General features: G+C 57.7%; 19 protein-coding genes. 8 read left to right on the forward strand and 11 right to left on the reverse strand.

The features are described 5' to 3' along the window. Positions 1 to 46 precede the first annotated feature (46 nt). From SPI05_RS08510 to SPI05_RS08520, 3 genes are all read left to right on the forward strand, one after another. The gene (locus SPI05_RS08510; protein WP_003792170.1) at positions 47 to 145 is read left to right on the forward strand and encodes a 30S ribosomal protein bS22; all 99 of its coding nucleotides are present in this window, start codon (positions 47 to 49) and stop codon (positions 143 to 145) included. Positions 146 to 224: 79 nt separating this feature from the next. After that, entirely contained in the window at positions 225 to 1,052 is an 828-nt protein-coding gene (locus SPI05_RS08515; RefSeq protein ID WP_321077687.1) for an HAD-IB family hydrolase, read from the forward strand. A gap of 51 nt (positions 1,053 to 1,103) precedes the next feature. Beyond that, a complete protein-coding gene (locus SPI05_RS08520) occupies positions 1,104 to 1,781 on the forward strand; it encodes a histidine phosphatase family protein (protein ID WP_321077688.1) in 678 nt (225 codons plus the stop codon). 49 nt (positions 1,782 to 1,830) lie between these two features. Here the strand turns inward: SPI05_RS08520 and SPI05_RS08525 are convergent, their stop codons facing one another. Together SPI05_RS08525 and SPI05_RS08530 are read right to left on the reverse strand one after the other, a co-directional pair. Further along, a complete protein-coding gene (locus tag SPI05_RS08525; protein ID WP_321077689.1) occupies positions 1,831 to 3,687 on the reverse strand; it encodes an ABC transporter ATP-binding protein in 1,857 nt (618 codons plus the stop codon). Continuing rightward, positions 3,687 to 5,432 (reverse strand): ABC transporter ATP-binding protein, encoded by a 1,746-nt coding sequence (locus SPI05_RS08530; RefSeq protein ID WP_321077690.1) that lies wholly within the window; start codon positions 5,430 to 5,432, stop codon positions 3,687 to 3,689. The genes SPI05_RS08525 and SPI05_RS08530 overlap by 1 nt, the downstream gene beginning before the upstream one ends. A 198-nt stretch (positions 5,433 to 5,630) precedes the next feature. Between SPI05_RS08530 and SPI05_RS08535 the strand changes: the two genes are divergently transcribed. The 3 genes from SPI05_RS08535 to SPI05_RS08545 all read left to right on the forward strand — a co-directional run bounded on the left by SPI05_RS08535 (position 5,631) and on the right by SPI05_RS08545 (position 7,799). Continuing rightward, entirely contained in the window at positions 5,631 to 6,038 is a 408-nt protein-coding gene (locus SPI05_RS08535; protein WP_321077691.1) for an ACT domain-containing protein, read from the forward strand. 34 nt (positions 6,039 to 6,072) lie between these two features. After that, positions 6,073 to 7,404, forward strand: coding sequence for a DUF4921 family protein (locus SPI05_RS08540; protein ID WP_321077692.1), 1,332 nt, complete (start codon positions 6,073 to 6,075; stop codon positions 7,402 to 7,404). Between the two features lie 131 nt (positions 7,405 to 7,535). After that, positions 7,536 to 7,799 (forward strand): DUF4235 domain-containing protein, encoded by a 264-nt coding sequence (locus SPI05_RS08545; protein ID WP_321077693.1) that lies wholly within the window; start codon positions 7,536 to 7,538, stop codon positions 7,797 to 7,799. A 24-nt stretch (positions 7,800 to 7,823) separates the two neighbouring features. On the opposite strand, the gene SPI05_RS08550 is transcribed toward SPI05_RS08545, so the two are convergent. The 3 genes from SPI05_RS08550 to SPI05_RS08560 all read right to left on the reverse strand — a co-directional run bounded on the left by SPI05_RS08550 (position 7,824) and on the right by SPI05_RS08560 (position 10,223). Further along, on the reverse strand, positions 7,824 to 8,861 hold the full coding sequence (locus SPI05_RS08550) for a hypothetical protein (protein WP_321077694.1): 1,038 nt from the start codon (positions 8,859 to 8,861) through the stop codon (positions 7,824 to 7,826). A gap of 141 nt (positions 8,862 to 9,002) precedes the next feature. Continuing rightward, positions 9,003 to 9,623, reverse strand: a complete 621-nt coding sequence (gene dcd / locus SPI05_RS08555) for a dCTP deaminase (RefSeq protein WP_295026222.1) — start codon at positions 9,621 to 9,623, stop codon at positions 9,003 to 9,005. 18 nt (positions 9,624 to 9,641) lie between these two features. After that, entirely contained in the window at positions 9,642 to 10,223 is a 582-nt protein-coding gene (locus tag SPI05_RS08560) for an FKBP-type peptidyl-prolyl cis-trans isomerase (protein WP_321077695.1), read from the reverse strand. A gap of 185 nt (positions 10,224 to 10,408) precedes the next feature. Here SPI05_RS08560 and deoD point away from each other — a divergent pair, with 185 nt between their 5' ends. Then, the gene (deoD, locus tag SPI05_RS08565; RefSeq protein WP_297345885.1) at positions 10,409 to 11,131 is read left to right on the forward strand and encodes a purine-nucleoside phosphorylase; all 723 of its coding nucleotides are present in this window, start codon (positions 10,409 to 10,411) and stop codon (positions 11,129 to 11,131) included. 60 nt (positions 11,132 to 11,191) lie between these two features. On the opposite strand, the gene SPI05_RS08570 is transcribed toward deoD, so the two are convergent. From SPI05_RS08570 to SPI05_RS08595, 6 genes are all read right to left on the reverse strand, one after another. Next, the gene (locus SPI05_RS08570; RefSeq protein ID WP_321077696.1) at positions 11,192 to 12,478 is read right to left on the reverse strand and encodes a thymidine phosphorylase; all 1,287 of its coding nucleotides are present in this window, start codon (positions 12,476 to 12,478) and stop codon (positions 11,192 to 11,194) included. A 19-nt stretch (positions 12,479 to 12,497) separates the two neighbouring features. Beyond that, complete coding sequence (locus SPI05_RS08575) at positions 12,498 to 12,902, reverse strand: cytidine deaminase (RefSeq protein ID WP_321077697.1); 405 nt, start codon at positions 12,900 to 12,902, stop codon at positions 12,498 to 12,500. A gap of 35 nt (positions 12,903 to 12,937) precedes the next feature. Further along, on the reverse strand, positions 12,938 to 14,236 hold the full coding sequence (locus SPI05_RS08580; protein WP_321077698.1) for an ABC transporter permease: 1,299 nt from the start codon (positions 14,234 to 14,236) through the stop codon (positions 12,938 to 12,940). Next, positions 14,233 to 15,537, reverse strand: a complete 1,305-nt coding sequence (locus SPI05_RS08585; RefSeq protein ID WP_321077699.1) for an ABC transporter permease — start codon at positions 15,535 to 15,537, stop codon at positions 14,233 to 14,235. The genes SPI05_RS08580 and SPI05_RS08585 overlap by 4 nt, the downstream gene beginning before the upstream one ends. Then, on the reverse strand, positions 15,534 to 17,054 hold the full coding sequence (locus tag SPI05_RS08590; protein ID WP_321077700.1) for an ABC transporter ATP-binding protein: 1,521 nt from the start codon (positions 17,052 to 17,054) through the stop codon (positions 15,534 to 15,536). Before SPI05_RS08590 ends, SPI05_RS08585 begins: the two co-directional genes overlap by 4 nt. Positions 17,055 to 17,138: 84 nt before the next feature. Next, positions 17,139 to 18,173, reverse strand: a complete 1,035-nt coding sequence (locus SPI05_RS08595; RefSeq protein ID WP_414601988.1) for a BMP family lipoprotein — start codon at positions 18,171 to 18,173, stop codon at positions 17,139 to 17,141. Positions 18,174 to 18,440: 267 nt separating this feature from the next. Between SPI05_RS08595 and SPI05_RS08600 the strand changes: the two genes are divergently transcribed. Next, positions 18,441 to 20,159, forward strand: a complete 1,719-nt coding sequence (locus tag SPI05_RS08600; protein ID WP_321077702.1) for a phospho-sugar mutase — start codon at positions 18,441 to 18,443, stop codon at positions 20,157 to 20,159.

The raw sequence follows: 20,159 nt of genomic DNA on the forward strand, positions 1-20,159 counted from the left end.
TTATTTGCTGCGTGTTAGGCGGCAGCAGTTATTTTAGGAGGTCGGCGTGGGTTCCGTTATTAAGAAGCGTCGCAAGCGGATGGCGAAAAAGAAGCACCGCAAGTTGCTTCGTAAGACGCGTCATCAGCGTCGCAACAAGAAGTAGACGTCGGCGGGCTCGGGTTGTATCCGGGCCCGCGCACGTTTTTCTGGGCGTCTGAACAACACTTCAGTAAGATTGATTCGTGGCGAAAATCGCAGCTTTCTTTGATGTCGATGGCACCTTGATTCGCGGTGCCTCGACCTGGTATCTGGCGCGGGACTTGTATTCCCGCGGCTACTTCGGGCTGGATTTTTTTGTTTTTGCTGCTCACCAAGCCTTGCTTTATGTCATTTTCGGGGAAAACATCCGCCGCGTGGAGCAGGTGAAAAAGCGGTCCCTGCAGATTATCGAAGGCAAACTGGAGTCGGATCTGGTGCTGGTCGGCGAGGAACTCTACGACCGGTTCCTGCAGGAACGGCTCTTTCCGGGAGCTTTGGACATTATCCAAAAGCACCTCGATGCCGGGCACGATGTCTGGCTGGTGTCCGCCACCCCGCGAGAAATCGCCCAATCTATGGCGCACCGCTTGGGCTTGACCGGGGCTCTAGGCACGGTGGTGGAAGTCGATGAGTGGGGACGCTACACCGGAAATATGCCGCAGTCTTTGATGCACGGCACGATGAAAGCCAAAGCGGTGTTGGAAATGTCTTGGGAACACGACTACGACCTGAAACAGTGCTATGCCTATTCCGATTCCATGTCCGACGAAAAGCTCCTTAACCTGGTCGGACACCCCCGCGTGGTCAATCCCGAACCGAAGTTACGCCGGATTGCCAAACGTCGGCACTGGCCGGTTTATGATTTCGCGTACCGCCGCTTGGATATTGCTATCAAGGTGCGCAGCCGCTACCTGCCCGCCATCATGGTAGGTTTCCTGTGGACTGTGCGGGTTCTCTGGAGATACGTAATTCGCCGGATTTTGCGCACCCTGGGGCGGGTATGGCATTTCCTATTTCCCCGGCACCACTAACGGCCTAAAACCTGATAATCGCTGACCGTCAACCCTGAAAAGTGAGGAATCATGGCTCTGACCACCGTCCACCTGATGCGCCACGGCGAAGTCGATAATCCCGAAGGGGTGCTATACGAACGGCTTGACGGCTTTGGGCTGACCGAACGAGGACGGGAAATGACGGCCCTGACGGCTCGCTGGCTGGCCACGGAAAACCGCGATATTGCCATGATTATGTCCTCCCCGCTGCAGCGCGCCCGGGAAAGCGCTGCCCCCGCGGCCGAAATTTTCCAGCTGCCCATTTTCACCGATTCACGCCTGACCGAGGCGGGAAATAAGCTACGTGGGCAAAAGATTCACCGTTCCTCGCTGACCTTGGCCCACCCGCGATACTGGCCGCTCTATGTGGCACCCTGGCTGCCGTCCTGGGGGGAACACTACCGAGACATCGCCCAGCGGATGTTTCGCGCGGTCGCTCACGCCAGAGCCTTGACTCCCCCCGGCCGGGAATCGCTGGTAGTTTCCCACCAACTGCCGATTTGGACCCTGCGGCGTTTCGTGGAGGGAAAGTCCTTAGTGCACGACCCGCGGAAACGCGAGTGCGCCCTGGCCTCCGTGACCTCGTTTTATTTCGATAACGCCACCTTAATTGGCTTGGATTACGCCTCACCAGCGGAATCACTGGTAGCTCAGTCTCAGGACGTGACGCCGGGTAGTTCCAGTGCCGCGGTCAATACCGGTCGCTGATTCGCGAGATTGCGCGATTTCTGACGCGCGGGTCGACGGGCCGCACCGCTCACGCCTGCTTAAACTGGCTGTGATACAGCTGGTAGTAAGCGCCGCGTTGAGCAAGCAATTGTTCATGGTTGCCAGATTCCACCAAGCGGCCCTCGTCAATGACCAGGATAATGTCCGCGCCGCGAATCGTGGAGAGCCGATGCGCGATGGTGAAGGTCGTTTTCCCATGCCCCAGGCGCGACATTGCCTTGGCTAGCTGCAGTTCAGTGCGGGTATCAACCGCGGAAGTCGCTTCGTCCAGAATGAGGATATACCGGTCGGCGTAAAACGCTCGCGCGATGGTGAGGAGCTGCTTTTCCCCGGCTGACAGCGCCGTGGAATCGTTGTCAATCAACGTGTCGTATCCGGCGGGCAGGGCTTTCACCAGGAAGTCCAGTCCGGATTGAGTCGCTGCCAGTTCCACCGCGGCTGGGTCCGGCGCGAGTTCACCAAAAGCAATGTTGGCGCGAATCGTGTCGTCTATGAGCCAGGGGTCTTGCGCCACCATGCCGATTTCGGCCCGCAGCCGTTCAATAGGAATCCGGCGGATATCGAGGCCGCCCATAGTGATGGTGCCGCTATCAGGGTCAACGTAGCGTTCCAACAGGTTAACCAGGGTGGTTTTGCCCGCTCCGGTGGGGCCCACGATGGCAATGGATTGGCCCTTTTCTACGGTCAGGTTCAGGTCTCGGATGACGGGTTTGCCAGGCACATAAGAGAACGTCACGTTGTCGAACACGATGCGACCGTCCTGTAGCGCCGCACCGCAGTCGGCCGTCCCTTCGTCCTGGTCAGAAGTGGGGTCGGGCCCGCAGATGAGCGGGGCCACCCGATCGGTTTCGATTTCGGAATCGGTTTCGTCAATGAATCCGAACAGGCGCTCGGCGCTGGCCAGCGCGCTTTGCATCAGGTTCAAAATCTGCATGACCGCGGCCAGCGGCATAGAAAAGTTGCGCGAATATTGGATAAACGCCTGAACTCCCCCGATGGTCATCATGCCGGATAGCACGAACCAGGCACCGATTACCGCAACCAAAACAAAGGACAGGTTAGACACCAAAATCAGCATTGGCTGCATCAGCATGGAGATGAACTGCGCTTTGAAACTGGCTTGGGTGAACGTCTCATTTTCCCCCGCGAAACGTTGGGAATAGGTCGGTGTCAAACCGTGTAAAGTGAGGATTTGTTGACCGGAGAAGGATTCCTCGACTAGGGTCGAGACCACTCCGGTTTGGTCCCATTGTTGTTTAAAGTAGGGTTGGGATTTTTTCATGATGAACCCGGCTCCCGCCCCGACGATGGGCAAAATCAGCAAGGTCAGCAACGCCAGCCACGGGGAGATTACGAACATCATCACCGTGACCGCCACAATGGAAATGAGCGAGTCTAAGGCCCGCCCCAGAACTTGCTGCAGGGTCTGGGTGATGTTGTCGACATCGTTAGTGGTGCGAGACACCAGGTCGCCCCGGTCGTGAGACTCCAGGTAAGACACGGACAGCCGGTTGACCTTATCGTTGGCGGCGTTTCGTAGCCGGTAGCCCAAACGTTGCACCACCAGCCGGTTAATCCGCTGCCCAAGGTAGCCCAAGATTGCGGCGACCACACTGAGGCTCAACGCCACCACAAGGTTTTGTACCAGCCGGTCCACTTTTCCGGCCAGAATGTTATCGGTGGCGAAACCGAGAATCGCGGGAACCAGGCTCATCGAGATGGTTCCCGCCAGAATCATGAAAAATTCCAGCCCGATTAATCCCAGGAAAGGCTTAAGCTCAACGAATAGCCGGCGCCAAGCCGCGCGGGCGTTGCGGGGCTTATCGTGCGGGTTGGGTGCCCCGTGCGGGCCACGCCGAACAGAGCGTCTCTGATTTGGAGGCATTATGGCACCTCCTCCAAGGACAGCTGGGACTCCACGATTTCTTGGTAAGCTCCGCAGTCAGCCAACAGCTGCTCATGGGTTCCCAGACCCACCATCCGACCCTCATCGAGCACGATGATTTGATCCGCGTGACGCACCGAAGCGATACGCTGCGCCACAAAAATCCGGCTGACCGGCCCCTCCAAACTGTTGAGCTCCGCGCGCAGCTTCGCCTCGGTAGCAAAATCCAGAGCCGAGAACGGATCATCGAGAAACACCAACGCAGAGCCCCGGAACAGGGCTCGTGCCACCGAAAGCCGCTGACGCTGCCCCCCGGAAAAATTCTTGCCCCCCGCACTGACCTCGGCGTCCAGGCCGCCGTCCAAGGCAGACACAAAGTCCCCGGCTTGTGCCCGACGCAACGCCACCCAGACCTTCTCACGTATTTCATCCGTGATTTGCGTTGTCTCCATCCCGGAAACGGTGGAGGCAATAGTGCCCGAGAACAGGTAACTGTTTTGGGGAACGTAAGCGATGTGGCGATGCCACTGGTCAAGGTCGAGGTCTCGCAAGTCCACTCCGTTGACCGTAATCTGTCCGGCGGTAGGATCCAAGGACCGCATCATCAAGCGCAAAAGGGAGGTTTTGCCGCTGCCGGTGGATCCGATGATGGCGGTGCTCTGGCCCGGTTTGATACGGAAGTTCAGGTCCTGCAGCAAAGGCCGGCTGGCTCCCGCAAAACCCACCGAAACTCCCTCGAAAGCCAAGGTAAACGGCTCTGCGGGGAAAGCCGCAGGAGTGTGGGGTGTGCTGATTTCGGGAAGGGTCGAGATGACTTCAGTCAGACGTTTGGCACACACCTCGGCACGAGGCACCATCACGAACATGAACGAAGCCATCATGACCGCTCCGAGCAGCTGCATCAGGTAGGTCAGGAAAGCGACAATATCCCCGATTTCCATTTGACCCGAAGAGTAGCGGCCCGCCCCGAACCAGATGACCCCAATCGAGGAGAGCATGACGATGAGCTGCACCGCGGGAATCATCAGCGCGAACAGGTTACCCAGGCGCAAAGCGACATCACGCAAATCCCGATTAGTGGTATCAAAACGTTCGTTCATGAACGTTTTGCGGCCAAAAGCACGCACGATACGCACCCCGGAAAGCGCCTCGCGGATACGCGCCGCCACCGCGTCGATACGTTCCTGCTGAACTTTGAACAAAGGCGACATGAAGTGCATCAAGATGCCCACCACCAGTAGCAGCACCGGCACCGCCACCAGGAACAGCAAGGACAGCGGGGCGTCTAGGGACACCGCCATGATGACCGCGCCCACGCCCATTATGGGGGCTTGAATCATGACGATGAAAGTCATCAGAATCACGCTTTGCACCTGGTTGATGTCGTTGGTGGCACGGGTAATCAGCGAGGCGGAACCGAAGCGGTGCATTTGGGACGAGCTGAAAGTCAATACCTGGTCATAGACCTTTTGGCGCACATCGCGACCAATCCACATGGCAATCCGACCGCTGAAATAGGCCGAGACGACCATGCCGAGGGTCTGTATGACGGTCGCTACCAGCATGATGCCGCCGAGTTTCCAAATCAGGGCGAGGCTTTGGCCGACGATTCCATCGTTGATGATGTCCGCGTTCAGAGTCGGCAGCCACAGGCTGGCTAAACATTGCACGACCTGGGCAATAATCACAATCACCAGGAAGGCCCAACGCCGCGGCATGTGCTCTCGCCACAGCTTTAACAGCATCAGGACCTCCGGGAATAGTTAAATATTTTAAAAACCAGTAGTCAGTTTGGCACAAATTCACGGGAGACGCACAACTTCGCTTTTTCGCTGAAACTGGCATACATTTCCCGAGGCTTCGGGCAAGAGCTCCCCAGGGCGGTTAGAATGAAAAGGTCACGTCACCGGGAAAGACCCCGAGAAGCGATTGAATAGGATTTTATGAGCGAGAACGCCACATACGAACAAATGCTGGCCCAGATTGACCCCAGAATCGGGGTGGAGTACGTGTTCGCCAGCGTCACCGAGCTGCCACCGGACGTGGAGCCGGTCGCGTTGATTCGCGAGCCGGAAGGCATCACTATCGGGGTGACTTTGGAAGAAGCCGCCCGCGCCGGTCTCAGCACTGACGATCCCTACACGATTATTACCCTGTCAGCACCGGGATCCTTGGACGTGGTGGGGTTAAACTCGGGGATTGCTCAAGTGTTGTCCTCCCGCTCCATCCCGGCAAACATTTTTTCAGGCATCTATCACACCCATATTTTTGTGCCGTCCAAGCTGGCGGCCGAGGCCAAAGTCGTACTCGAAGACGTGTCCGGCCAAGCCAAAGCCTGGCTCAATATGTAAGCCAGGCACCAACCCCAAAGGAACACTGTTCATAATGAAGGATAAAAACCCTCTCCTACTGAATCCTGACCCGATGGATCGGATGGCAGACGGCACCATCAAACAGCGCAATCCCTTGACCGGGACCCAAGTGTGGACCGTGACGAGCCGCGGGAAACGACCCCACTCCCACCGTCGCGTTCTGCTCGACCGGCCACGGCTGCTGCTTCCCTCCGAGTTCACCAACGCCTGCGCCTTTTGCGCGGACCGCTACTTCGACACCCCGCCGGAAAAATCCCGTTTGGTCAAAGGCTTGGACTCCAAGTTCCACATCATTGAAGGCCTACCCGCCTCCTCCATGCACGACATGGTGGCAGAGTTTCGGCGGATTCCCAACCTTTTTGAGATTGTTTCCTACGACTACTGGCACGAAAACCACAACCACTACCCCACCGAGGCCCAGAATCGGCGCATGGCTGACTACCTGGCTTCTGCCGCGGGGTATGACCACGTTTTGCACGTGGTGAAAATGCGCCTAGAGGCTTCCGGTGAGGACCACCTGGAAACTATCCCCGATGATGCTTTGCTGCAATACGCCAACGGTTTGTTTGCTGGAGGGCACGACGTTATCGTGGCACGGCGTCACTACGTGGACGGGGCGACCCGGACAGATCAAAACGCTTCAGCCGGGACCTTGAGCGTTGCGGAACACCGTGCCTACATCGGCTACACCATCGCCGCCCTGAAAGATTTATACAACTTGAATCCCGCCGTGAAATACGTCACCGCTTTCCAAAATTGGTTGAAGCCAGCCGGAGCGTCCTTTGACCACCTGCATAAACAACTGGTGGCAGTGGACGAATACGGGGTCCAGATTGAAGCCGAAGCGGCGCGCGTGGCAGAAAACCCAGCCATCTACCGGCAAATCCTGCACTATGTGGCCCACCGGCAAATGATGATTCTGGGCAACGACTACGCGGTAGGGTTCGCTGACTTCGGTCACCGCTATCAGACCATCGCGGTCTGGCCGTTGGGACCGGCGCTGCTGCCGTGGGAATACACTCGCGAACAGGTTGATGGTATTTCTGACGTGTTGCACGCGCTGCACTGTGCGGTCGGGCCCGCGGTGCCCACCAACGAAGAATGGTATCACCGACCTGTTGACCTCGATGTCCCCATGCGGTTCCGCATCCTGTTAAAGCAGCGCACCTCGACCCTGGCGGGCTTTGAAGGCTCCACCCGGATTTACCTCAACTCGGTCGACCCGTGGACGTTGCGTGACGAAATGGTGGAACTGCTTGAGAAAAAGCGCGATCAAGGTCTCATCGCGCCCTCGCTGCGGCTGGGCAACGATTATCGTCTGCCAAAAAATCCCTTGGGGGAATAGCCCGTTCCACCCCGCGCGACCGCATCGGCAAAACCCGCGGCGGTACTCTCGACCGAACCGAAGCTTGACCCGATAACATGGAGGGGACGCTGTTGTTTGGCGTAAACCTGACAAGGATTTAAGGAGAAAACGTGGACATCGGACAAAAAGTTGTGAATGTGGCGGCTGTGGCCGCGGCCGGTCTGGTCAGCGACAGCATCGTCAGGTTGGGATGGAGGATGGCCACCGGAGCCAATCCCCCCAAGGACGATGACATCGAGGTCGGATTGGCTCAAGCCATCGTTTTCGCGGTTCTTTCCGGGGTTTTGTTAGCCATTATCAGGCGTTTCACCGTGCGTACCGCCAGTCAGTGGTGGATTAATAAACACGGCGAGGCCGGCATCGAACGCGTCTAGGGGCGCCAAAGTTCGGGTTCGGACTCAGAGGGAAACGACAAAATCGTCCTGGTCAATGACGACCCCGTTAGTCGCTTCGGCCAGCTCCCTGGCTACAGCTTCGATGGCGTCAATGACTGTCAGCCGGTCCAGGCGCATCGCCCGTTTCAATTTACTTTCCTCAGTGATGGTGATTTCCGGGGCCATCCAGGAGATGGCGTAGCTCACGCAACCGTCTTCGGCATGTCCCAAGGCCGGAGGGATAGCGGTTTCTCCCTGCACCACTACGTGAACAGATGATTTCTGGGTCACGTCAGCAGCAATCGCGTAAGCGTCGACCATCATGGGCATGGACATAGCGGCCTCATCGTAGGCTTCCGCTTCCGCGTGTAGCCACGCCCGTTCGTCCGGGCTGACTCCGGATTGAATGCGGGAGCGCAATCCGTCGGGATCGTAGTTGGCGCGCTCCTCGGGGGTGGTCAGTCGAGGTGCTTTAGGCCCCGAGCGGCGCTGTGTCTGTTCAGTTTCATTTCCCATCAGCAGGGTTGCGATAGGCAAAGCTCGCTGCACCACCTGGAGGCAAGCCGCGGGTTCCAACCAAATTCCGGACAAAACCCGCAGATTCACCGCGGAATCCGGATCCGGGACAATGATGGGACCAGTCGAGAACCGCAAGGCGCCAGCCAAACGCCGCGCTATACGCCGTAGCCCTTGCAAAACTTCCAGTTCCAGCCCTTCCGGGCCGCCTTCGCGAAACGCATCCCACAAGGGGTCACTGCCCTGTAGCCACTGCGGCACCGGTTTCCCACGCAAGGCGGGAACCCCCGCCAAATACGCGAACTTCAGGCGGCTGGGCAGCCCCAAACCCACAATCGCCTCAGGCGTCAAATCCCAAGGACCGGTCAGATACGCCTCTTTTTTCAGCTCTAAAAGCCCTGGCCCCAGGCGCGAACACTCGGTCCAGATTTGGCCTGCCAGAATGTCGATTTCTTCGGGCTGTACGTCATCGGCTACCGCCAGCAAGTGAAAAGGCTCGGCGTCTGACAAATCCAAAGAATCGTGGCGATTGGCCGGTGACAACATGGTTTTCTTCCTTCCAAAGACTGGTCTGCGGGGTCGTTACCGGGCAGCGCTACCGGGGCGACACATCTGGGTCGCGGAGGGGGCAAGCACGGTGGTGTTTCGTGGCGTTTGTTCACCGCGCCCGCAACGGGGAAAAACGATTCACAGTTCCGTGTCGGGATGTGGTACAGCCACAATCCCGCGCCCTTCCGGGACCTCTACCTGGCTGAAATTCAGGTATGAACGTGAGGCGGTAGGGCCGCGCTGGCCCTGGTAGCGAGAGCCCTTCGCGCCGGAGCCGTAGGGAGCCTCGGCCGGGGAGGACATCTGGAAGAAACACAGCTGACCGATTTTCATCCCCGGGTACAGGGCAATCGGCATAGTCGCCGTGTTGGACAGCTCTAGGGTGATATGGCCGGTAAAGCCCGGATCGATGAACCCCGCGGTCGAGTGAGTCAGCAATCCCAGACGTCCCAGCGAGGATTTCCCTTCCAATCGCGCCGCGACATCCTCGGGCAAGGTCACGTGTTCAAAAGTGGAACCCAACACGAACTCTCCCGGGTGTAAGATAAGCGGTTTGTCACCAGTATCCACCAGGCGGGTCAGCTCAGTTTGCTCTTTCGACGGATCAATCAAGCCATATTTGTGGTTATCGAACAGGCGAAAGTACCGGTCCAGACGAATGTCCACCGAAGCAGGCTGGACGGCATCAGGATCCCAAGGATCCAGCACGACTTTGCCTTGGGCTACCAGAGCGCGTATATCACGGTCAGAAATCAGCATGACACCATGCTATCGCCTCTAAGAAGCGGGTTGGGCGTCAACGATTTCCACATAAAAAGCCAAAGGCGAGTTTGGCGGAATCACCGGCGGACGACCTTCCTGACCGTAAGCCATTTCGGAAGGGATACCGAGGATAACTTTCGCCCCGACCTTTTGCCCGGATAGCCCCTGAGTCCAGCCGGGAATGACCTGCTGCAAGCTGAAAGATGCGGCTTCCCCGCGGGCAAAGGAAGAATCGAAGATGTCCCCCTGGCCCCATACTTGACCCACGTAGTTAGCGGTGACGGTGTCGGTTTCACTGACCACAGCACCAGTCCCCTCTTGGACGACCCACGCCGTGTTCTGGTCCGGGGCGGGCATATCCTTGGGGAACCCTACCGCGGTGTCAGCCCCGGAACCGACCACCTGGGGACGGTCGCCCTCGACGACAGCAGCAGGGGTGGACTTGGGTTCTTCAGGAGTGGAGGTGGCAGAGTTGGACGCAGCCGGGCTCTGGCTGGCAGCCTGTTCTTTGGCCTGAGTGGAGCAGGCGCTCAAGCTCAGAGTCAACGCCGCGGCGCCAGTGAGGAGGAACAGTTTAGGAACAATTTTCAAAGTCATGGTTACACCCTAGCGGAAAAATCATTTGTCAACCCGCGTAAACCACCTCGGGCGAAGCCACCGGTGGCAGGGTATCTCTAAGTCTCACCCACTGATTAGTTCCCACTATTTCAAACCGCCCTAATGAAAAGGGCAAAGCCATTACAATGATTTGACCGCATATTGATACCCAACCAGGAGGTTATATGTCTACCCCTCATATTGCTGCCGAACCCGGGGATTTCGCTCCCGCCGTATTGATGCCCGGCGACCCGAAACGAGCCGAAAAAATCGCCCACACTCTGATGAGTGACGCCAAAATGGTCACCGACGTGCGTTCCATGCTGGGCTTTACCGGTACCTATCAAGGCAAACCGCTGTCGGTCATGGGGTCGGGCATGGGTCAGCCCTCCCTAACTATCTACGCCACAGAACTGTTCAAGTTCTTTGGTGTTGAGCGCATTATTCGGGTAGGTACCTGCGGTTCTATCTCTCCCCTGGCGGGAGTCGGGGACACGGTGGTGGCCATGGGCGCCCACACTGACTCTCACATCAACGTGGCACGTTTCCCCGAGATTACCTTTGCTCCGTGTGCCTCGTGGTCCTTGCTTTCGGCCGCCATGAAAGCGGTTGACGAACTGCCCGAGGCCGACCGCAACCGAGTTCACGTCGGGACCGTGTTTTCTGAGGATCATTTCTATTTCAAGGTTCCGGGTTTGCTGGAACGCTTGCGCGCCTATGGCACCCTCGCCCTAGAGATGGAAACCGCTGCTCTCTACGGAGTTGCTGCCGAATTCGGTCGTGAGGCTCTGACGGTGCTGACCGTATCGGATAGTTTGCTAGACCATTCCCAGGACATGACTCCGGAGCAACGCGAAACGAAGTTTGCCAACACGCTGGCTCTGGCCACCGCGGCCGCCCTGTGCTAAAGACCCGCCGCACTGACGTCCTTCTGAACTGGCGGAACTTCCTAAAACTAACGGAACGCCCTAGTCAATCCGGTCAATAATCAAAGGCCCTGCACCGGCAAAGGTGTCCGAGATTTCCCAACCGCCTTCCAGCGCCGCCAGCGCCCGCTCAAAGCGCTGCGGCTCGTCAGCGTGCAGGGTAAACAGGGTTTGACCTGCCTGTACCCGGTCGCCCGGCTTGGCGTGTAGGGTTATTCCTGCGCCCAAGGACACTGCCTCACCCGGACGGGCTCGTCCGGCACCGGTACGCCACGAAGCAACCCCGACTGCCAGAGCGTCCAGGCGGCTGAGCACACCGCTGCGCTCCGCCTTCACTTCGCAATGTTCCCGCGCCGAAGCTAGGGGCGCGTCGGGGTCTCCGCCTTGGGACCGAATCATTTCCCGCCAGGTGTCCATCGCGGCTCCCGAAGCCAAAGCCGCGCCCGGATCGGCATCGGGCTGACCCGCGGCCGTCAACATTTCCCTTGCCAAAGCGACCGTGAGTTCGACCACGTCGGCGGGACCTCCGCCTGCCAACACTTCCACCGCTTCGGTGACTTCCCCCGCATTGCCTACTTCCCGACCTAGTGGGGTCGACATATCGGTGAGCAGGGCCACCGTGTGAGTGCCGGCATCTTTACCCAAAGTCACCATGGTTTGCGCCAACTCGCGGGCTTGAGACAGCTCTTTCATGAACGCCCCGGAACCGACCTTGACATCCAATACCAGGGCGGCGGAGCCTTCCGCAATCTTCTTTGACATAATCGAGGAAGCAATCAGCGGGACACAATCAACTGTGCTGGTCACATCCCGCAGGGCATAGAGTTTCCGGTCCGCCGGAGCCAACCCCGCCCCGGCCGCACATACGACCGCCCCGCAGCCGGTTCCCAGAATCTCGGTAATCCGCTCATTGCTCAACTCAGCCTGCCAACCGGGGATGGCCTCCAGCTTGTCCAAGGTGCCGCCCGTGTGTCCCAAGCCACGCCCGGAAAGCTGCGGTACGGCCACCCCGAAACTCGCCACCAGCGGCGCGAGCGGCAAGGTGATTTTGTCCCCCACCCCGCCGGTGGAATGTTTATCCGCGGTGGGCCGCGGCAGGGAGCCAAAATCCAGGCGTTGCCCGGAGTCAATCATCGCCTGGGTCCAGTCGAAAATCTCGCGCTGATTCATGCCCTTGAGGAACACCGCCATCGCCAAGGCGGCCATCTGTTCACTGGTGACCCAGTCGCGGGTGTAGGCATCGATGACCCACTGAATCTGAGTGGTAGATAGCTCCTGACCATCGCGTTTGGTTCGAATCACATCGACAGTGTCAAAAGGTTCTAACATGATTATTCCTTTCCGAGGTTTAGCTCAAAAATTCCGGCCCGAATGATTCCGGGAGGATTTCCTGAAACGGCCGGCGTCCGGCGGGGGTTTCAACGACCAGTTCTGGGCTGGCATGTTCACGCAACAGCTGGCGACACCGCCCGCAAGGGACAGTGAGAACGGGAGTTTGCCCTTCAGGGTTGCCATAGCACAGAAAAGCCACTAACTTGCCCCCGCCACTGAGGGTGAGCTGGGAGATCAGGCCGCATTCCGCGCACAGACCCAATCCGTAGCTGGCGTTTTCGCTGTTGCATCCCGTGACGATGCGACCATCCTCGGTCAGCGCCGCCGCTCCCACCCGGTAGTGCGAGTAGGGGCAATAGGCATGGGTTTGGGCCTCCCGTGCGGCGACATGGAGACGTTCCCAGTCAGTTTCGCTCAACATTATTTCCTCTTTCCACAGTTTTGCCGGTGTGTGGGTTAGAGCGGATACGGTTTGCCTTCCATCGCTGGAGGACGTACCCGCCCTACGAATCCCGCGACCGCCAGAATTGTGACTATGTAAGGAATCATCAACAGGAAATCGGTCGGGATGGGTGAGTTCACGGACTGCATCACATAACCCAAAGCAGTGGCGAAACCGAACAGGAGCGAAGCCGCTACGGCGCCCTTCGGATTCCACTTGCCCAAAATCATCGCTGCCAGGGCGATAAAACCGTTGCCTGCGGCCATATCCTTTGAAAAAGCCAAACCCGCACCGACAGTGAAGTAGGCGCCGCCCAGACCAGCCAAAGCTCCACCCAGCAACACATTGCGCCAGCGGTACAGATTCACGTTGATACCCACGGTGTCCGCAGCCTTCGGATGCTCCCCGCACGCCCGTGAACGCAGCCCCCACCGGGAGCGGAACAGGGCGAAATTCAGCACAATTACTGCCAAGTACATGAGATAGACCAGCAGGGATTGTTTGAACAGGACCGGCCCGATAATGGGGATGTCCGACAGTACCGGAATAGCCAGGGATTTCAATGACATCGGACGGTTCAAAGTGTTTTCGTTGAACTTTAACCAGGTCGAATACAGGAACGAGGTCAAACCCACCACCAGCATATTCAACACGACACCGACGATAATGTGGTCCACCCGGTATTTGACGGTGAACAAGGCGAGGAGCACCGCCACCAAGGCCCCGGCGATAGAGGCGCCCACCAGCCCCAGGTAGGGCGAGGAAGTAGCCGAGGCGACAACTGCAGCCAGGAAAGCCCCTAACAAGAGCTGGCCTTCAATAGCGATGTTGATTACGCCGGTGTGTTCGCAAACCAAACCGGAGAGGGAACCAAAAACGAGGGGGATGGCCAGGGCGAGGGTCGACTGCAGCAGCGAGACTAGGGGCATTACAGAGCCTTCGCGTCCCGCTACGACAAACAGCAGCAGGGCCATGAGAAAGAACATCCCGCTCAGACCGGCAATCCACCCCGGAGCTTTCCCGTGACGCAGCGTCAGCCAAGTCGCCGCCACCGAGCCCGCCACACACGCAACGGTCAGAATCAGAATCGTTGGCTGTGCCGGAAGATCAACATTGCCAGTCGGGAACCATGTCGTCGCATTCTGGAAAGACACTACCGACACTCCGTGTGCACTCAGCCCCATCACGGCACACAGTACACTCATGACCCAGGCGGAAACAGACCAGCGCCAATCTCTACGCAGCCTGACTTTTTCCGTGTTTTCCTGACGGTCGGCGCGGCTTTTTTCTAACAGGTTTTCACTCAGGTTCATCGGTCTGCCTCCTTTCCTTCACAAGGTTCTTCTGACGGGGTGAGCGGCTCGCTTTCAGCCGTTTCGTGGGAACTTTCCCCAGTAACCAGGGCTGGTTCTGCGGCAACGGTCGTGTTTTCGACAGTGATTTTCTGAGGGTCGGGAAGTCGGAAAATCCATCGAATCAACGGCGGGGCTGCGATGAGCAAGACGATAACCGCTTGGGACACCGAGACGATGTCCACCGGGATGCCGGCCGCAGCTTGCATGGTGGAAGCCCCGGCAGCGAAGGCCCCAAAGAGAATCCCGGCGAGAACAGTTCCTAGCGGGGTGGAACCACCGAGCAGGGCGACTGTAATCGCATCAAAACCGAGAGAACCAGCAGTACCGGTAGACAGGAACTTTTCGGTGCCCAATGACGGGCAGGTTCCGGCTAGTCCCGCTAAAGCCCCGGCAATAATCATCGTGAGGGCGATGACCCGATTGACCGATATGCCAGCCGTTTGAGCCGCGTGCGGGTTCGCCCCGGCTGCCCGCAGTTCAAAACCAAAAGTGGAACGTTCCAGCAACCACCACACGAAAACTGCTGCGGCGAGGGCGACGATAAATCCGAGGTGCAGGTTGAAAGCCGAACCTAACAGCTCAGGATAGGACGCGCTGGCCGGGACGGTCATGGATTTTCCCGGATAGCCGTCCCCTACGAAGCTCTCGGCTTTTAAGGCATAAGACAGCAGGTAGAGGGCTATTGAATTCATCATGATGGTGACGATAACCTCGTTGGCTCCCAATCGGGCTTTCAAAATACCGGGAACCGCGCCCCACAGGGCCCCGCCGAGGACAGCGAAAACGACCGCCACCAACAGGTGCAAACCTGGGGGAAGATGAAAATTCAGCCCAACCCAGACCCCCATGAGGGCACCCAGCAGAAGCTGACCTTGGGCACCAATGTTAAAAAGTCCCGCCCGGAAAGCCAATGCCACGGACAGTCCCGCCAGAATCAGCGGAGCCGAACGGGTCAGTGAGTTGGTGATAGGCAGCACCATTCCTGCCAAGCTGGTCGCTTCGTAATCGAAAATGGCTCCCCGGAACAGGGACGTAAAGAACGATGCGAAGGCCGCCCCGAAACTCGTGAAGAAATCCGAGGGACGAGCCAGCAAGTAAGCGGCGCTGCTCTGGACGTTCGGGTCAAAAATAGCTACCAAAAGCGCAGATACCAGCAATGACAGCAGCACCGCGGAGGTAATCAGCACCGCGGAGGACGACATGATTTGTCTCAAAACCACGTTCAGGCCGGGACGCGAAGTATCCTTAGTCTCGTTCATTTGTCCGCCTCCTGTTCTTCCGCTGAAACTCCGGCCATCATCAGGCCCAAAACATTGCGTGGCGTGTCCGGAGGCACGACTCCGACAATCTTTCCCCGATACATCACCGCTATCCGATCGGCCAACCCCACCACTTCGTCAAGCTCGGTCGAGACCAGAATCACCGCGGTCCCCATGTCTCGCTGCTGGACGATTCGCTGGTGAACGAATTCAATGGATCCCACATCCAATCCGCGAGTGGGTTGGGAAGCCACCAAGAGTTTTAGCGGGCGAGATAGTTCCCTGGCCACGATGACTTTTTGCTGGTTACCCCCGGAAAGCGTCGAAATCGGGTCTTGCAACGAAGTCACTCGGACATCGAATTCTTCCTGGAGCTTGCTCGCGTTTTCCATCACGACTTTCGGATGCATATTGACCCCGGTAGCGAAGGGCGGGATGTCGTACAAATCAAGAATCATGTTTTCGGCAATAGAGAAGGACGCAATCATGCCGTCTGTGGAACGGTCCTCGGGAATGTAGCCCAACTGGTGACGCAAACGGTCTTTCACTTTCATCTTGGTGAGGTCTTTGCCGTCCAGCGTCATCTTGCCGCCCGCCAGAGGCTCCAGCCCTAGGATGGCGCGGCACAGTTCCGTTTGACCATTGCCTTGAACCCCCGCGATAGCCAGGATTTCCCCGCTGCGTACCGCCAAATCCACGTGGTCCAAATCGACATGTCCCGCATAGTTAACTACGCTGACCTGCGACATTTGAAAGACTGTCTCACCTAACTGGGGAGCATCTTTCTCTACGGAAAGGTTCACGGCACGCCCGACCATGGCCGCCGCTAATTCACTGTCTGTAGACTCCGGGCTGGCCTGGCCGATGACTTTACCGCGGCGAATTACGGTGATGCAATCAGCTACTGCCTTGACCTCACGCAGTTTATGCGTGATGAAAACAATTGCGGTTCCTGCGTCTCGCAGCTGGCGCATGATGGCGATGAGCTCATCGGTTTCCTGGGGTGTCAGCACCGCCGTGGGTTCATCCAAGATGAGGACTTTCGCATCTCGTGACAAGGCTTTGATGATTTCCACTCGTTGCTGAGCCCCGACCGGGAGATCCTCAATCAAGGCATCGGGATCGATGTCAAAACCAAACTGTGCGGAAAGTTCCTGGACTTTTTTCCGGGCTGCCTGCAAATCTAACCGACCCAAGACTTTCGTCGGTTCGTATCCCAAAGCCACCGATTCTGCCACGGTAAACACCGGTACCAGCATAAAGTGCTGGTGGACCATGCCAATACCGGCAGCCACAGCATCACCGGGACCTTTAAAGGAAACCTTTTCGTCATCGACAAAGATTTCTCCGGCATCGGGCTGATACAAACCGTACAGGACGTTCATCAGTGTGGATTTGCCCGCCCCGTTTTCCCCTAACAGAGCATGAATTTGCCCCGGTTCTACGACCAGGTCGATATGGTCGTTGGCCACTAATGGACCGAAAGTCTTAGTTATTCCGCGCAGTTCCAGCTTCATAGATTCCCTCTCGCGTGATTTCGATTCAAATATGGAATTGGGTCACGCACCGTGACCCAATTCCATATCCTCATTGGCTCAGAATCACGGGTTGTTCTTAGATTCAACCTTGATCTTGCCAGCAATAATGTCCTCCTTGAGGGACTTGACTTTGTCCTTTATCTCGGCGGTAACCTGAGCATCCAGATCATGGAAGGGCGCGATGTCGACACCCTGGTTCTCCAGGTCGCCCACGTAGGCTTCCGAGGTGAACTTTCCGTCCCGAGCCTCTTTGACCGTGTCAAACACTGCCTGGTCAATCTTTTTCACCACGGAGGTGAGAATCATGGACGAAGAATCCGGGTACATCTCAGCCCAGTCGGAGTCCACCCCGACGACCAGAACATTCTTGCCTTCCGCGGCGGATAGGGTGCCCTTGCCCACCGGACCGGCTACTGGCATCACAATGTCAGAACCTTGCGAAATCTGCTGTTCGGTCAGCTGCTTGCCCTTGGACTGATCCTCGAAGTTGCCAACGAAAGAGCCGTTCTGAGCGTCTTTATCCCAGCCGATCAGCTTCACAGTTTTACCGCTGTCCTCGTTGTATTTCGCAATGCCGTCAGCGAAACCATCCATGAAAATGTTTACGGAAGGAATCTGCATGCCGCCATAAGCGGAAACGGTACCGCTCTTTGACACCGCAGCGGAAACATATCCCGCGAGGTAGGCGGCTTCCGCGGTATTGAACACAATCGGCTTAGCATTCTTCAGCTCTACCACGTCATTATCTTCAGTGAAACGGGAGTCTACCAGGGCGAACTCCACATCAGGGTTAGCCTTGGCCGCATCACGAATCGCATCGTTGAGCATGAAACCTACACCGATGATGAGGTTGCATTTCTGGGCCAACAGGGTGTCCACGTTGGGTTTGAAGTCAGCCGGGGACTTGGATTCCGTCTGTTCGAGCGTCACCCCGAGTTCTTTCTCAGCACGCTGCAAACCAATCATGCCGGACTCGTTAAAGGACTTATCGTCAAAACCGCCTTGATCGGAAACCATGCAAGCCTTGAATTCTTTATCATTACTGGCGCCGCCAGCATTATCAGACCCCGAATCCGGGGCGGCAGCACACCCGGCCAAAGCCAACGCGCCGATGGCAGCCAGAGTCGCAGGACTGTATTTACGCACCATGAAACCTCCTAGTTTTGCTCATTTGGCTGAATAGGACGCCAAATTCATTGGATAGTACTCTACACACACTCGAATGTTTTCGGGCGCTTTTTACTGAAGTATTTCATTTTTCTGCCTAGTTTGGCGATATAGTGGGCAATTTTGACATTCGCCGGGTAAGGTCGGCTTCCAGCCCGTAACATGGGTGGAACACTCGTTTAGGAAAGTGAGTACCACATGTATCAAGACTGGTTGGAAAATGACCCCGATTCCCGCGACCGGGAAGCCCTGCAACTCCTGCTCGACACGGATACTCCCGCGGCGAAAACCGAGCTTGCCGCGGCTTTCGGGTCAGAAATCGCGTTCGGCACTGCCGGTCTGCGCGGGGAAATGGGTCCCGGACCAGCCCGGATGAACACGGCGGTGATTCGCCGTGCCACTTGGGGACTGGCCGCTGCCCTGCGAACAGCTGTCGGGGATGACTTCCTGGTGGTGATAGGTTTCGACGGTCGGCATCGTTCCGCCGACTTCGCCCGCACGACGGCGGGAGTGATTACAGCAGCTGGGGGAAAAGCCCTGCTGATGCCCCATGTTTGCCCCACCCCCCTGCTGGCCTACGCAATGGGGCAGTATCACGCTGATGCCGGGGTGATGGTGACTGCCTCGCACAATCCCGCGAAAGACAACGGTTATAAGGTGTACCTGGGAGGGCGGGTCGTCACCGGTTCCGGTTGCCGGGCGCAACTCGTGTCACCTTGGGACTCGAGGATTTTTGCCCAGATTCAGGCTGCCCCGCCGGCACGGGACGTGCCTTGCGCCGAGACGGGTTGGGATTTCATTGACGAAGATTTGTTTACCCGCTACATTCAGCGCACGGCGGGTCTGGTTAGCGCCGATTCCCCGCGGGATTTGCGGCTGGTGCTGACTTCGATGCACGGGGTCGGGGCTGAAGTTTGCGAAGCTGTGTTAGCTCAGGCCGGATTTAGCGAGGTGTTTCCTGTCGCCTCGCAGCGTGAGCCAGACCCGGACTTTCCGACCATTCCGTTCCCCAACCCGGAAGAAGCCGGGGCTCTCGATATGGCTATGGCGTTGGCTCGCGAAAAAAACGCGGATTTGATTGTTGCCAATGATCCGGACGCGGACCGTTGCGCGGCAGCGATTCCTGACCCGGACGCACCAGGGGGTTGGCGCCAGTTGAGTGGGGACGAAACGGGGGTTTTGCTGGGATACTACCAGTGTCGAGACCGCCAGGGTTCGTCAGCCACGGTGGCTCGTTCCCTCGTCTCGGGGGAACTGTTAGACCGGGTGGCCGCGGCCGCCGGGGTCACCCCGATGGTGTCCCTGACAGGTTTTAAGTGGATTGCCCGCACCCCGGGGCTGATTTTTGGCTACGAGGAAGCTATCGGCAATTGCTGCGATCCTGACAGCGTGCGCGACAAGGACGGTATCAGCGCCACGGTGAAACTGTGTGAAATCGCAGCCGTTTTGAAAGCGCAGGGCCAAACCATTGACGACAAGCTCAACGAAATCTATCTGACTCACGGGCTTTATGTCACGACACCGCTAACATTCCGGGTGGCGGATGTGAGCTTGATTAGTGCGGGAATGCGTCGCCTGCGGACTCGCGGTTTGACGGATTTCGGTGGGGAACCCATCGTGTTTAGCCACGACCTGTCCACCAATTCGATGCCTGATGAGTTGCACACCTCCGTACCGTCAGGGTGGGATCATCTGCAGGAGTTGCCGCCTACGGACGCGCTGTTCTTTGGGACGGCTTCTGGGTCACGCGTGGTGGTGCGCCCCTCCGGGACCGAACCGAAGCTAAAGTGCTACCTGCAAGTGGTGGTGCCCGAAGTCACCGCCCAGACCCTCGCGACGGCAAAAACCCAGGTCCGCCAACGTTTGGCGGCCATCAAAGCGGATTTGCGCGAAGTCCTAGGATTTGACGCTCCGTGA

It is taken from the genome of Mobiluncus sp. (assembly GCF_034180645.1).
In the GTDB taxonomy this organism is placed as follows: domain Bacteria; phylum Actinomycetota; class Actinomycetes; order Actinomycetales; family Actinomycetaceae; genus Mobiluncus.